The organism is Exobacillus caeni, assembly GCF_005747095.1.
Taxonomy (GTDB): domain Bacteria; phylum Bacillota; class Bacilli; order Bacillales; family Guptibacillaceae; genus Exobacillus; species Exobacillus caeni.
Window position 1 is genome coordinate 108,171 of sequence record NZ_SWLG01000001.1, and the last position, 13,409, is coordinate 121,579.

Here is a 13,409-nt window from a genome sequence, read left to right on the forward strand (position 1 = left end):
TATGTTAACGTGAAAAAATAGGACTTATGCCATGATTGCTTATTGAATAGCTTTTTTAGAAATTTCCTGTTTCAAAAGTGGTTTATTCTTGTTCTTCTTATGGGTAAAAGTCCAATTAGAAACGTACCTAAAAGGAGGGCGCTTTTATGAAAACTTTGCTTTCTACTCTGGCAGCCGTTTTGTTAGCAGCGATTCCTTCCACAGCCTCATTGGAAACCCATACAATGGCAGACAATACATATAATGGAGCGGCCAAGAGCACGAAAGTAAGCAGTCATTACAAACAGGATATGGAAAAAGGTGTTTTTAAATCGGATGGGAACCTTTTTATGGAAAGTGAAAGGTTAACCGCTAGCTTTAGCTTTGTTGCCTCCGATCCATCCATCTCATATGAAAATGTCGAGTTTAAAATCCTTCTTCCTGAGAACGTTTCCTTTAAAAAGGTGAAGACAGGCATACCTGAAAGCATATCTGCACACCAAAGACTGGAAAAGGATTCAATTTCGATAACCATTCCTTCGATGAACAAAAACACACAGATCAACTTAAAATCAATGGTAGACCTGGATTTGATAAAAGATGATATGATAATATTTCCAGTTGAGGTAAAAATTAATGGAAAAGTAATGGAGAAACATTATATTTCTACTGTTATGCCACTAGATGATATGATTGCGAATTAGAATGAAAAAATGACGGGAAGGAGCCCGTCATTTTTTTCTTACCTTGTAGTTAGTAAAGTCTAAGCATAAAGATATGCGAAACAACGCCTCCGTCTTCCTCTAAAGGCATGTCGATCGGGGTGTTTTTTTAACCGTTATGGTTTTTATACATCCACAAAATACCCGACTTTAAAAGCCTTGGAACACGGCCAGTAATTGGACGGTTTGCCATAAGGCCAAAACCTTCCTTTTTGCCGAGTGAACCGAGTGTTCCTTTTAGCTTGATTCTTGGAAGGTCTGTCAATTCTTCATTCTTCCACATTTTTTGTAACACTGTCACGATCTGCTCACCTTGCTCTTCTGCCAGCTGGGCACTCGGAGCATGTGGAAGGCTTGCACAGTCACCGACGACAAACACAGTATTATCATCCGGAAGATGATGATGCGGGGTTAATACGATTCGGCTTTGCGTGTCTTTCTCTACCTCAAGATTCCTTACAATCTCATTAGGCTGTATGCCTGCTGTCCATACGATGGCATCGGAGTGCACAGGCTTATCGTGGTTGTACAATATGTTTGGTTCGACCTTTGTGATATTGGATTCGTTTATTAGTTCGATATCATGCTCTATAAACCACTTTTCTACATAGCTGCTAAGGCGCTTTGGAAAAGCTGATAGGATTGTTGGGCCCCTGTCGAACAACTTAATCTTAAGATCGGGCCTGCTTTCATGAAGTTCGCTGGCAAGCTCGATTCCGCTTAAGCCGCCGCCAACAATACTAACAATAGAGCCAGCTCCCAAATTATTTAACACACCATATGCTTTTCGGGATTGGTCAATGGATTGAATGCTCAAAGTATGTTCCGATGCTCCAGGAACACCATGATATTTATCTTCACACCCAAGACCGATTATTAGATATTCATAAGGGATAGACGCTTCATCCTTGAGCGCAACCTTTTTGTTTTCTAAATCAATCTCTGTAACTTCTCCATATGTAATCTCGAGTCGAGGATCCGATGGAAATTTTACCCGGATGTGTTGATCGCTTGTCGTTCCGGCTGCCAATGCATAATACTCTGTTTTTAAGCAGTGATATGGATGCCGGTCAACAAGTGTGATTTGGATATCTTGAGGCAAATCACCTGATAATAACTTCTGCAGAATACGCAAACCACCATAACCGCCACCAAGTATCAAAAGCCTTCTCATAACTATTTCCCCTTTGTTTGTAATCTCTCTAGCAGAAAAATTTTAATGTAAGAAATAAGGAACGGTTGAACGTAGATAAAAACGAAATATATCGGAATGAAATGCAAAATATTTTTAGAAAAGTGTTACAACCTTCATTATACAAGTGTTTAAGACAGTTAAAAGTATAGCGAAAGTGTAGATATTACACAATATGTTGGTGAAATATAACAGAAAAAAATCAATACTGTTACAAGAAAAAAAGGATAGACGGCATTTAGGTTTAAGCTGGAAGGACAACCGCTTTCCTGATAAATATGGAAGAAAATTAAGCCTTTCGAATGAAAAATGGATCACTTCTTTTAAAGAAAAGATAAAACATGTTATACTTTTGACGTTTTTTCCAGGAGACAAAAAGAAGGTAAGACACCCGAATTATGTAAAAGTGTTTTCTACATAATTAAATATGCTTTTACCTGATTCGATTGGTTGAACTGTAAGTTGAAAAGCCAAACAAAACAACGAAGAGGTGTAAGTAAATGCAGATTCTATGGGGAATAGCCGGAATAGCGATACTTGTTGCTATCGCGGTAATCTTTTCTATCAATAGAAAAGCAATAAACTTCAGAACTGTCCTCGGAGCTTTTGGACTTCAATTCGTATTTGCGCTTGTTGTCCTTAAATGGGAAGCCGGAAAGGCAGCGTTGAACGGGCTATCAAAGATCGTTCAGAACATAATTAACTATGCGAACGAAGGGGTCGATTTTCTTTTCGGAGGGTTGTTCCAGGCCGAAAACATCGGCTTTGTTTTTGCATTTCAAGTATTAACCATCATCATTTTCTTTTCTTCTTTAATTTCTGTGTTATATTATCTGGGAATTATGCAATGGATCATTCGGATAATAGGTGGCGGGATTTCGTGGCTTCTTGGGACAAGTAAAGCCGAGTCGATGTCAGCAACAGCCAATATCTTTGTGGGGCAGACAGAGGCTCCACTTGTAGTTAAGCCATACATTGATAAGATGACAAAATCAGAGTTGTTTGCAGTTATGACAGGCGGTCTTGCTTCGGTGGCAGGCTCTGTACTCGCCGGATACGCTTTGCTTGGTGTTCCGCTCGAGTATTTGCTTGCGGCAAGTTTCATGGCTGCACCATCAGGATTGTTAATGGCAAAGCTCATCATGCCTGAAACAGAAGAAAGCGAGACAAAAGAAAAAATCGTGATGGAACGGAATCAAGACCATGCCAATGTGATAGACGCCGCTGCCCATGGTGCTTCAGACGGGTTAAGGCTTGCGTTGAATGTAGGAGCGATGCTTCTTTCGTTCATTGCGTTGATCGCACTCGCTAATGGTTTACTGGGCTGGATTGGCGGCTGGTTTGGCGCTGGAGGGATAACGCTTCAAACGATCTTTGGATATGTATTCTCCCCGTTGGCTTTTATCATTGGTGTTCCGTGGGAAGATGCGATCATGGCAGGTAACTTTATCGGCCAAAAGTTAATTCTTAATGAATTTGTCGCATTTTCAGCGTTCGGTCCTGAGATCGGAACAGGTGCTTTAACCGATAAGTCGATTGCGATTATAAGCTTTGCGCTCTGCGGTTTTGCAAACTTTTCTTCCCTTGCGATTTTACTCGGGGGACTTGGGGGTATCTCCCCAAAAAGACGCCCTGAAATCGCTCGTTTTGGAGTGAGAGCAATTTTAGCAGGCACACTTGCAAACTTGCTTAACGCTGCTATTGCAGGTATGTTAATTTAATGCATTTAAAAGATTGTTGTTTTTGCATATCGTCAAAAACTCTGATACTGAAGCAACATTGAAGTCCATAACGGCTAGCAACATAGCTTGAAAATCAGTCTTTTAAAAATTAGGCTGTTTTCTAAAGGGTTTTGGTTATTGCACAAGAGCGATAAACTGTGACGCAATTGCAGCCTTGATTTCCACTCGGGCAGTTCGCTTTCCGCGGGCAACGCTTCAGCTGTTGTTTTTCCCGTAGGACCAGGGAAGCTTCGGCAGCGTTACATCCCACGATGGACATTTTCGAGGAATCGACGAGTCGACTGCCTTCCGCTCCAATCAATTGACGTTTTTCAAAGATGTAGAGCGTCAAAGCACAGCTCAGCGAAGGAAATACACATAGACTCCTGCGAGCCCGCGGAAAGCGTAGTGTATTTCCGCAGCGGTCATCCATCCGTTATGTCGCAGTTCCTCTCTAATGTGAAGCTTATAAAGCAACAATGTATGTGAAAAGGGCAAAAAGTTATAAAGAACCTTCGTGATAATGCGGGGGTTCTTTGTTGTAATCTTCCCTCTTTCTTTAAAACGAGCGAACAATCCCTGTATGTTGTAATATGATAAGAATCGTATATACTTGTGGGAAAAGAAGCTTTTGAAGACAGGAGAGGAAAAACATGCTATCTTTTGAACATACATGGCCATATGAAAAAATGATGGATGATATTTATATACAGGAATGCCCTTTCTGCAAAGAAGAAAACGTTCTGACTCCCATGACTAAAAGGGAATTTAGCGAAGCTTCTGAAGGGATAAAGACAAGGCTGATCATGCCGTGCTGCCACGGAAAAATGACGATTCTAAACGCGGATAGCGATTATTTTTGGACGGAAGAACCCCTAAGAAAACAACAAAAGAGATAATGAGGGAAAGCAATGAAAAAAATTCATTTTACTAAAATGCATGGACTCGGTAACAACTATTTATATATCAATATGTTTGAAGAAAAGCTTGAGGAAGACCGTCTAAGTAACTATGCCGTAGAAATGTCAAACGTTCATACGGGCGTTGGGTCTGATGGAATCATCTTGATTTGCCCTTCTGAAAAAGCGCCTGTCAAAATGCGTATCTTTAACAACGATGGTTCTGAAGCCAAAAACTGTGGCAATGGCCTGAGATGTGTGGCAAAATATGCTTTTGAAAATGGACTCGTATCTGAAGAAAGTTTCAAAATCGAAACACTCGCCGGGATTGTTCAGGCGTCAGTGTTCCAAAATGATGGGATTGTGCATAGCGTGACCGTCGATATGGGAGAACCAGGGGTGTTGCGCAGAGACTTGCCTATGGCAGGAGAACAGGAAAGCAGGGTGGTGAACGAAGAGATTACCGTTCTTGGTAAAACTTATTCGTTTACCGCAGTATCAATGGGGAACCCGCATGGCGTATTCTTTGTAGATGATATTGGAACAGCACCGCTAAAAGAACTTGGTCCGGCGTTAAACAACGATGAAAGATTCCCTGAAGGATTGAACGTTGAATTTGTTGAAAAGGTAAGCAGACAGGAATTCCATTTTCGCGTGTGGGAAAGAGGAACCGGGATCACCCAGGCCTGTGGAACCGGTGCCTGTGCTGCGGTTGTTGCTGCTGCTTTAAATAATTTAGCTGACCGAAATGAAGAAGTAACAGTTCATCTAGCCGGTGGAGACCTGATTATAAATTGGACCAATGAAGGAAAAGTATTAATGACTGGGCCGGCAGAAGTAATTTGTAATGGTGTCTATTTTGTAAAATAAAAGGAAAAAATGGCGAAATGTGTTAAAAATCCAGATATTGTGTTTGTAAATAAAAGGATATTTCGGTAAAATAAAGGGTGATTCATTTAAAAAGGAGGGGGACATTATAAACGCCGTGCACAATGAGAAGATAGAACAGTATAACAAGGATATTGAACATTACCGCTTAAAGATGATGAGTGCGGCAAGTGACCTCGGAATGAATCATCCGCAAGTACTCGAGTACAGTCAAAAGCTTGATGAAATGCATAATTTAATATTAAAGTTAAAATACAATAGAAAAGTTACTGCTGATTGATGAAAGTTGCTTTTCTTGAGGAGAAATCCAAACCTCTGTATAATTTACAGTAAGGAATAATAGAACGGAGGGATGATATGATCAATTTATCTGAAGCTGCTGTTTCCCAGATCAAAGAGATGATGGCTGCAGAAGAAGGGGATAACCTTTATCTTCGAGTTGGCGTTAAGGGCGGAGGCTGTACCGGCCTTAGCTATGGAATGGGTTTTGACAGCGAAGTAAAGGAAGACGATAACACATTTGAAATCGAAGGTCTGAATGTTGTTATCGACAAGGAGAGCGCTCCGATCTTAGAAGGACTGAAAATTGACTATAAACAAAACATGATGGGCGGCGGGTTCACGCTCGATAACCCGAATGCCATAGCAAACTGCGGTTGCGGCGCATCGTTCCGTACTGCGACGAATACAGGAACTCCTGAGAATTGCTAAAGAGAATAAGGAAAAGATAGAAAACCATCCTGACATTAACTGTTAAGGTGGTTTTCTTTTGTTTTGTACTCGTTTTATACGTTAGTCTTTAGGGTAAAACAAGCAATAAAGAAGCAGTTTAGGGAGGAAGCTTTTAAAGAGAGGGAGGGGCCAATGAAAGCTTTAATTTTGCTAAATGCAATTTTGGGAGGGATTTTTGGAACGGCCGGCGGCCTTATCCAAATTGCACTTGAAGGCGGCGTAGAAAGGGCGGATATATCAGGATCTGGAGCCCTGGTGATTCTGATTTCTGTTTTATCTATTTATCTTGGCTACACTGCAAAGAAACATGCAGATCTATCAGGTTACGGACTCCTGGGAATTGCATTTATCGGGGTTTTATTTACTGGATTCCTGTATATCATTGCTTTTGCATTTCATACTGCAGCAGGAGGCCTTGCGTTAAGTTTGGCGAGAAAAGAATACTATCGCTAAATTACATACTAAATGAATAGATGGACATTGTTAAAAAGTGTAAAAATATAGATGAAGGAACTACGCCTCTGTCCTCCCTTAACGGCTTGCCTGTTGGCGAGTTTTTTTTTAGGTTCCCAGACAGACAGTACAATATTATATACCAATAAACTTAAAAATCAACTATTATTCAGAAAAATAAAAATATACTCAAAAATTTATAAAATGGGGTTGTTATCCCCGATGTTATTGCTTATGATGATTGTAATCGGTTTCATGAAATCGATTTCAAAATTGAAACTTCCAGAAGGGAGGGGCAATTAGTAACAAGAGAGGGTTGGTTGGCTATGACCACAATAGCTGATGTTGCAAAATATACGGGATTGTCTAGAGCAACTGTTTCCAGAGTCATCAACAATTATCCGCATGTGTCTGAGCAAAAACGGGAGCTTGTACGGCAAGCGATGATGGAGTTGGGTTACTATCCAAACTCTGCTGCACAAAGTCTGCGAAATCAGAAGACTGGGATTGTAGCTGTATTGGTTCCAAGACTAACAAATCCTTTTTTTACTTCAATCATTGAGGGGTTAGAAGTCATTGCAGAAAAGAATAATTTACAATTGCTGATCTGCCAGACGAAAGCGAGTAAACAAAAAGAGTTAAGTTTTTTGAAATTGTTGAAAACCAAGCAAGTAGATGGTTTGATCTTTACTGCTATTGAAAATGAATGGAGTAAGATCGAACCGTATGTGGATTGTGGACCAATTATATTGTGCAATGAATATCAGGATGACGCCACTGTACCTATGATTAAGCTCGATCAATACAATGGCAGCTATATGGGAACGAAGCACTTGATTGAAAGAGGATATAAGAAAATTGCATTTTGCGGCGGAGGTTCAGAAAGCGGCTTATCATTAGACCGCAAAAAGGGGTTCTTAGCTGCTCTTTCAGAAGCCGGAATAAAAGGCGAGGATAAATGGATGTTCCCATTCGTGTACAATATTGGTGATGGAAAGAAAGTAATGAAGGAAATCCTGGCAATGGATGACCGACCAACGGCAGTTTTTACTAGTAGTGATGAAGTGGCAGCTGGAATTATAAAAGAAGCAAAAGACAATAACCTGACTGTTCCGGAAGATATTGCTGTTATTGGATTTGATGATCAAGCGATAGCACAGATAATTGAACCAGAAATGACGACTATCTATCAACCGAGTGAAGAAATCGGCCGGGTAACAATGGAAGTAATGATTGAGTTATTAAACAATAAAGCACAATCTAAGATGAAAATGATTTATGAACTGCCTATTAATTTAGTTATCAGGAAATCAACCTAGGATTTAACCGGTTTACATTAAATGTAAGCGTTTGCAAAAGAATCCAGAGGAATTACTTGTTCTGGAAGGTTGTTCAAAAACATATTGAAATCGATTTCAAAAAACAAAGGGGGAAGTTTGACGTGAAAAGTCTGAAAAAAAGCAAGTTTCTGATTATTTTGATGGCGTTATTCCTTGTTCTTTCTGCTTGTAGTTCAAATAATGCTTCAACATCAAACAGCGATAGTGGCAAAAAGGATGAAGAAGCAAAAGACGATTCAAAAGAAGAAAAGGTGACAATTGTTTATGCCCGAGGAAAAGATGCAACAGGTGCAACAGATAAAATAGTAGAGGCGTTTGAAGCCAAACATCCGAACATCGATGTGGAATTCCGTGAAATGCCAACTGATACAGGTCAACAGCACGATGCATATGTAACAATGCTTAATGCGGAGTCATCCGAGATCGATGTAATGGATCTTGATGTTATCTGGCCAGCAGAATTTGCTCAGGCAAACTACCTCCTTCCACTGGACCGTTTTGTACAAAAGGATGGAATCAACATGGACGACTATAACCCTGGCCCAGTTACTGCAGCAACTTATAACGGTAAGCAGTGGGCGATGCCGAAGTTTATCGATGCTGGTATGCTTTTCTATCGCACTGATATCGTAAGTGAAGTGCCTAAAACATGGGATGACTTAATTGCTGAATCAAAAGAGTTAAAAGGAAAAGAAGGAACTCAGTTTGGTTATTTGATGCAAGCGAAACAGTATGAAGGGTTAGTATGTAATGCAGTAGAATTCGTAGCTTCATACGGCGGGGCGTTTATTGATGATAACGGAGAAGTTGTAATCAATAGCCCTGAAGCGATCAAAGGATTGAACAAGCTTGTTGAAGTTGTAAACTCTGACTTTGTCCCGGATAACGTTACAACGTTTACTGAAGTAGAATCTCATACTGCTTTTATTGAAGGGCAAGCACCGTTTATTCGTAACTGGCCATACCAATACTCTTTAGCTAATAATAAAGAGCAATCAAAAATCGTTGGAAATGTTGCTGTTGCTCCCCTTCCTGAAGGTGACGCTGGTTCTGCTGCAGCTCTAGGTGGATGGATGGCTGGAATTAACAAATATTCAGAGCATCCTCAAGAAGCATGGGAATTTTTGAAGTTTATGACTGGACCAGAAGGGCAAAAGCTTGACGCTATTCATGGTTCACATGCACCGACTATCCCTGCCCTTTTTGAAGATGAAGAAATCATCGCTAAAAATCCATTCTTTGGAGAAGAAGGCTTTGTAAATGCATTGAATGCTGCAGTGTCCCGTCCAGTAGCGCCTAACTATCCTGAAATTTCAGAGATTATCCAAATCAATGTTTCGAAAGCCATCGCGGGTCAACAAACTGTTGAAGAAGCAGTGGCCAACATGGAAACTGACATGAAAGCAAAGCTTCCAAAATAATAATGCAGGATTCATTAGCCTTCATCTGAAGGCTAATGATTTTTTCCCTCAGGAGAGGAGAATAACGGAAAATGAAAACAAACATTAATCCAAATAAACCGGTGAAAATTTCCGACAAGCCTAAGAAGAAAAGAACGGATTCTCTTGCGGGCTACCTATTAGTAGCTCCGGCATTAATTTTAATTTTTGCGATCGCCATTTGGCCTGTATTCCAGTCGTTTTACTTCAGTTTGTTCGATTTGCGTTTGAATGATCCTACAAAGTCAGAGGTGCATTTAAATTACCAGATTGACCTTGAAAGATATTTGCAAAACTATCCGTTTTTAATAGGTACTATCGATAGTGAGATCAACAAAGGCAACTCTGTTGATGAGTTAGAAAGCATCAAGGATAAGCTGCAAACCGTCGATTCCAGGTTGCAGGAAAATCCTGTTGCAGCTGAACGCTATGAATTAATAAATTCTAAGCTCGACAACTTTGAAAAGGTTGATGAGGACCTGAAAGTTATCGAAATTGAAAAGGACGTTGCTGAAACGTATTTAAGCAACGTGAAAGAAATAAAAAATGAAATTAGTGCGCTTACGAAAGATGGCGATCTTGAACAAGGAGACAAGATTCTAGGGCTATCAAAAGCGCTTGATGATACGATTGCAAAACCTAACTTTATAGGTTTTAAGCATTATAAAGATAACTTTACAGACAAGAGAATGTGGAGTGCATTATGGAACACAACAATGTTCACGGTAATTTCTGTTTTTGTGGAACTATTGCTCGGGCTTGCGATCGCACTGTTAATTAACAAAGCGTTTATAGGAAGAGGGCTTATCCGTGCCAGTATCCTGATTCCATGGGCAATTCCGACGGCAGTTTCTGCTTTAATGTGGAAGTTTCTATACGATGGACAGAATGGAGTAGTCGCAAAAATATTTGAAGAGGTTGGACTGGTAGATTCGATGTCTAATCTGCTGACGACGGACGCTGGTGCGATGTTCTCCGTTATCTTCGCGGATGTATGGAAAACGACACCCTATATGTCTTTGCTTTTACTTGCTGGCTTGCAAACGATTCCGGCATCACTTTACGAGGCTGCATCGATTGATGGGGCAAGCAAGTGGAAACAGTTTATTACGGTTACGCTCCCTCTCCTAAAATCCAGCATACTTGTGGCACTTTTATTCCGTACACTTGATGCGTTCCGGGTTTTTGATTTGATCTATGTATTAACCGGCGGAGGACCTGCGAATTCAACAGAAACAATTTCGATCTTAGCCTATAAAGTGATGTTCTCCCAGACCAACTTCGGGGAAGGCTCTGCACTTGCTGTCATTGTGTTTATCTGTGTAGCGATAATTTCGACGATATACATCAAGTTCCTTGGTTCAGATCTTCTAAATGACAGTTCATCAAAATAAGAAATCAATGAAAAAGGAGGCCTTCTCATGCAGAAAAAAGCTGGACCCTGGTTTTATGTATTTTTAGTAGGGTTCGTGTTTGTAGTGATGTTTCCGTTCCTCTGGATGTTAGCCAGCTCTATTAAACCGATGACAGAGCTTTTTGGAGGCAGGGCATTCACTCCGTATACAACGAATCCAACCTTTAAAAACTATGTTTCTGTTTTCTTTGATTATCCATTTTTGCGATATTTATGGAACAGTACAGTGATTGCGACTATCACAACGATCTACACAATTTTAGTCGCTTCGTTTGCTGCATATGCAATCGCAAGGCTGAATTTTAAAGGGAAAGCAATCATCCTGGGCATCGTACTATCTGTTTCGATGTTCCCGCAGATCGCAACGATTTCACCGATTTATATCATTCTTAAAAATCTTGGCTTAACGAATAGTTATTTAGGCTTAATCATTCCGTATACAACGATAACGTTGCCGCTTTCGATTTGGATTCTGGTTACTTTCTTTAGGAAAATTCCGTTTGATCTTGAAGAAGCGGCTAAGATTGATGGGGCTTCCTTAATGCAAACCTATTGGAAGGTTATACTCCCTCTAGCGGTACCAGGGATTTTTACAACAGCAATCCTTGTCTTCATTGCAGCCTGGAACGAATTCTTGTTTGCATTAACAATTAACACCTCAAATGCTTATAAAACGGTCCCGGTTGGTATCGCGCTTTTCCAGGGGCAATTTACGATTCCGTGGGGCGAAATATCAGCGGCCACCGTTGTCGTTACCGTACCATTAGTGATTATGGTTCTAATTTTCCAGCGCCGGATCGTATCAGGACTAACATCCGGATCAGTAAAAGAATAGTAGATAGGAGTCGATGTTATGATAAAGGTTACAATTTGGAACGAAAATCGCCATGAACAGAAGAGTCAAGAAGTCAGGGATGTCTATCCACAAGGAATTCATGGCGCAATTGCTTCCTTTCTCAAAGAGGAAGAGTTTCAAGTTAAAATAGCAACACTTGATGAAGAAGCAAATGGATTAACTGACGAGGTGCTGAACAACACGGATGTATTGCTATGGTGGGGGCATATCGCACATGAAGAAGTTAGCGATGAGATTGTTGATAAAGTACAACAGCGAGTGCTAGAAGGAATGGGACTTATCGTACTTCATTCGGGCCACTTTTCAAAGATTTTCAAAAAGTTGATGGGAACATCATGTGATTTAAAATGGCGTGAAGCTAATGAAAAAGAACGCCTCTGGATTGTAGATCCTGCCCATCCTATCGCAGAAGGTCTGGGGGAGTATATCGAAATCGAGAGGGAAGAAATGTATGGTGAGCACTTTGATATTCCGGCACCCGACGAACTGGTTATGGTGAGCTGGTTTGAGGGTGGAGAGGTTTTTCGAAGCGGTTGCACGTATCACAGAGGCAACGGGAAAATCTTTTATTTCCGCCCTGGACATGAAACATATCCAACCTATTATCATCAAGGTGTACAACAGGTTATTAAAAACGCAATAAACTGGGCAAAGCCTACTAATCTGCCAAGACCGATCTATGGGAATGCGAAACCGCTTGAAAAAATAAGCGTAAAAAATTAATCTACAGAAATGGGGAAATGCGATGAATAAAGTAAAAGTCGGAGTAATTGGCTGTGGCAGCATTGCGAAACATCGCCACCTTCCTGAATATGCAGCGAATGCACAGGTAGAAATAGTTGCGGTGTGTGACATTGTTCAGGCTCGAGCGGATGAAGCTGCACAAAAATATGGGTCAGAATCCTATTCAAGTTATGAAGAGTTACTGGCTAAAAGTGAAGTGGAGGCATTGAGTGTTTGTACGCCAAACTATCTTCATGCACCTATTTCAATCGCGGCGTTAAATGCAGGTAAGCATGTTCTATGTGAAAAACCGATGGCCACCTCAAAAGAAGAGGCAGAATCGATGATCAAAGCTGCAAAAGAAGCTGGGAAAAAGCTTATGATCGCACATAATCAAAGGTTTGTTCCTGCTCATAAAAAGGCGAAGGAACTGATTGAAAGCGGTGAGGTTGGGAAAATATACAGCTTTAGAACGGCGTTTGGACATCCCGGTCCTGAAGCCTGGAGTGCTGACGGAAAAGACAGCTGGTTTTTTCAAAAGGACAAGGCGTTTATTGGCGCGATGGGAGATCTCGGCGTCCATAAAACGGATTTGATCCGCTTCTTGCTTGGCGAAGATATAGTAGAAGTTGTAGGATTTGTGGAAACGAGTGCAAAACAAAACACAGATGTAGATGATAACGCAGTATGCATTTTAAAATCGGAGAGCGGTGTTATCGGAACCCTGGCGGCAAGCTGGTCTTATGTTTCAAAAGAGGATAACTCTACGATTATTTACGGAGAAAATGCGATACTTCGCCTTGAAGAAGACCCTGTTCATTCTTTGATTGTTCAATATAAGAACGGTGAAACGGTTAAGTATGAGCTTGGAGGGATTCAAACTAACGAATCAGGTGGCCAGACGAATACACAGGTAATCGATCATTTTATCGGATCAATTGTAAATAATACGGAACCGCCTGTTACAGGAGAAGAGGGAATGAAATCTCTTCAAGTTGTTTTAGCTGCTCTTGAATCAAATGAAAGTAAAAAAATCAGTCGTGTTTAATTA

The 13,409-nt window shown here is 40.6% G+C and carries 14 protein-coding genes; 13 read left to right on the top strand and 1 reads right to left on the bottom strand.

Features of this window, described 5'->3' with window-relative positions:
- Nucleotides 1–146 precede the first annotated feature (146 nt).
- The gene (locus FCL54_RS00550; RefSeq protein WP_138122084.1) at nucleotides 147–683 is read left to right on the top strand and encodes a hypothetical protein; all 537 of its coding nucleotides are present in this window, start codon (nucleotides 147–149) and stop codon (nucleotides 681–683) included.
- A gap of 127 nt (nucleotides 684–810) precedes the next feature.
- On the opposite strand, the gene FCL54_RS00555 is transcribed toward FCL54_RS00550, so the two are convergent.
- Complete coding sequence (locus FCL54_RS00555) at nucleotides 811–1,875, bottom strand: NAD(P)/FAD-dependent oxidoreductase (protein WP_138122086.1); 1,065 nt, start codon at nucleotides 1,873–1,875, stop codon at nucleotides 811–813.
- 518 nt (nucleotides 1,876–2,393) lie between these two features.
- On the opposite strand from FCL54_RS00555, the gene FCL54_RS00560 reads away from it, so the two are divergent.
- The 12 genes from FCL54_RS00560 to FCL54_RS00615 all read left to right on the top strand — a co-directional run bounded on the left by FCL54_RS00560 (nucleotide 2,394) and on the right by FCL54_RS00615 (nucleotide 13,406).
- Entirely contained in the window at nucleotides 2,394–3,614 is a 1,221-nt protein-coding gene (locus tag FCL54_RS00560) for a NupC/NupG family nucleoside CNT transporter (RefSeq protein WP_138122088.1), read from the top strand.
- 653 nt (nucleotides 3,615–4,267) lie between these two features.
- Nucleotides 4,268–4,513, top strand: coding sequence for a hypothetical protein (locus FCL54_RS00565; protein ID WP_138122090.1), 246 nt, complete (start codon nucleotides 4,268–4,270; stop codon nucleotides 4,511–4,513).
- 12 nt (nucleotides 4,514–4,525) lie between these two features.
- Nucleotides 4,526–5,383: a diaminopimelate epimerase gene (dapF, locus tag FCL54_RS00570; protein WP_138122092.1), complete on the top strand. Its 858-nt coding sequence runs from the start codon at nucleotides 4,526–4,528 to the stop codon at nucleotides 5,381–5,383.
- Between the two features lie 115 nt (nucleotides 5,384–5,498).
- Nucleotides 5,499–5,681, top strand: a complete 183-nt coding sequence (locus FCL54_RS00575) for an aspartyl-phosphate phosphatase Spo0E family protein (protein ID WP_246055093.1) — start codon at nucleotides 5,499–5,501, stop codon at nucleotides 5,679–5,681.
- A gap of 77 nt (nucleotides 5,682–5,758) precedes the next feature.
- On the top strand, nucleotides 5,759–6,112 hold the full coding sequence (locus FCL54_RS00580; protein WP_138122094.1) for a HesB/IscA family protein: 354 nt from the start codon (nucleotides 5,759–5,761) through the stop codon (nucleotides 6,110–6,112).
- Nucleotides 6,113–6,265: 153 nt separating this feature from the next.
- On the top strand, nucleotides 6,266–6,586 hold the full coding sequence (locus FCL54_RS00585) for a hypothetical protein (RefSeq protein ID WP_138122096.1): 321 nt from the start codon (nucleotides 6,266–6,268) through the stop codon (nucleotides 6,584–6,586).
- A gap of 326 nt (nucleotides 6,587–6,912) precedes the next feature.
- Nucleotides 6,913–7,905, top strand: coding sequence for a LacI family DNA-binding transcriptional regulator (locus FCL54_RS00590; RefSeq protein WP_138123187.1), 993 nt, complete (start codon nucleotides 6,913–6,915; stop codon nucleotides 7,903–7,905).
- 161 nt (nucleotides 7,906–8,066) lie between these two features.
- Complete coding sequence (locus FCL54_RS00595; RefSeq protein WP_138123189.1) at nucleotides 8,067–9,347, top strand: ABC transporter substrate-binding protein; 1,281 nt, start codon at nucleotides 8,067–8,069, stop codon at nucleotides 9,345–9,347.
- 71 nt (nucleotides 9,348–9,418) lie between these two features.
- Nucleotides 9,419–10,759 (top strand): carbohydrate ABC transporter permease, encoded by a 1,341-nt coding sequence (locus FCL54_RS00600; RefSeq protein WP_138122098.1) that lies wholly within the window; start codon nucleotides 9,419–9,421, stop codon nucleotides 10,757–10,759.
- Nucleotides 10,760–10,786: 27 nt separating this feature from the next.
- Nucleotides 10,787–11,614 carry a carbohydrate ABC transporter permease gene (locus FCL54_RS00605; RefSeq protein WP_138122100.1) on the top strand — a complete coding sequence of 276 codons (828 nt, stop codon included), beginning with the start codon at nucleotides 10,787–10,789 and terminating at the stop codon, nucleotides 11,612–11,614.
- Between the two features lie 18 nt (nucleotides 11,615–11,632).
- On the top strand, nucleotides 11,633–12,358 hold the full coding sequence (locus tag FCL54_RS00610) for a ThuA domain-containing protein (RefSeq protein ID WP_138122102.1): 726 nt from the start codon (nucleotides 11,633–11,635) through the stop codon (nucleotides 12,356–12,358).
- Between the two features lie 22 nt (nucleotides 12,359–12,380).
- Nucleotides 12,381–13,406, top strand: a complete 1,026-nt coding sequence (locus FCL54_RS00615) for a Gfo/Idh/MocA family protein (protein ID WP_138122104.1) — start codon at nucleotides 12,381–12,383, stop codon at nucleotides 13,404–13,406.
- Nucleotides 13,407–13,409: the final 3 nt, after the last annotated feature.

What these genes read in the sequence shown, in the direction of transcription:
- FCL54_RS00600 (WP_138122098.1), top strand. Translation starts at nt 9,419, where the DNA reads ATGAAAACAAACATTAATCCAAATAAACCGGTGAAAATTTCCGACAAG.
- FCL54_RS00585 (WP_138122096.1), top strand. Translation starts at nt 6,266, where the DNA reads ATGAAAGCTTTAATTTTGCTAAATGCAATTTTGGGAGGGATTTTTGGA.
- FCL54_RS00555 (WP_138122086.1), bottom strand. Translation starts at nt 1,875, where the DNA reads ATGAGAAGGCTTTTGATACTTGGTGGCGGTTATGGTGGTTTGCGTATT.
- FCL54_RS00590 (WP_138123187.1), top strand. Translation starts at nt 6,913, where the DNA reads ATGACCACAATAGCTGATGTTGCAAAATATACGGGATTGTCTAGAGCA.
- FCL54_RS00595 (WP_138123189.1), top strand. Translation starts at nt 8,067, where the DNA reads ATGGCGTTATTCCTTGTTCTTTCTGCTTGTAGTTCAAATAATGCTTCA.
- FCL54_RS00565 (WP_138122090.1), top strand. Translation starts at nt 4,268, where the DNA reads ATGCTATCTTTTGAACATACATGGCCATATGAAAAAATGATGGATGAT.
- FCL54_RS00580 (WP_138122094.1), top strand. Translation starts at nt 5,759, where the DNA reads ATGATCAATTTATCTGAAGCTGCTGTTTCCCAGATCAAAGAGATGATG.
- dapF (WP_138122092.1), top strand. Translation starts at nt 4,526, where the DNA reads ATGAAAAAAATTCATTTTACTAAAATGCATGGACTCGGTAACAACTAT.
- FCL54_RS00615 (WP_138122104.1), top strand. Translation starts at nt 12,381, where the DNA reads ATGAATAAAGTAAAAGTCGGAGTAATTGGCTGTGGCAGCATTGCGAAA.
- FCL54_RS00610 (WP_138122102.1), top strand. Translation starts at nt 11,633, where the DNA reads ATGATAAAGGTTACAATTTGGAACGAAAATCGCCATGAACAGAAGAGT.
- FCL54_RS00605 (WP_138122100.1), top strand. Translation starts at nt 10,787, where the DNA reads ATGCAGAAAAAAGCTGGACCCTGGTTTTATGTATTTTTAGTAGGGTTC.
- FCL54_RS00560 (WP_138122088.1), top strand. Translation starts at nt 2,394, where the DNA reads ATGCAGATTCTATGGGGAATAGCCGGAATAGCGATACTTGTTGCTATC.
- FCL54_RS00550 (WP_138122084.1), top strand. Translation starts at nt 147, where the DNA reads ATGAAAACTTTGCTTTCTACTCTGGCAGCCGTTTTGTTAGCAGCGATT.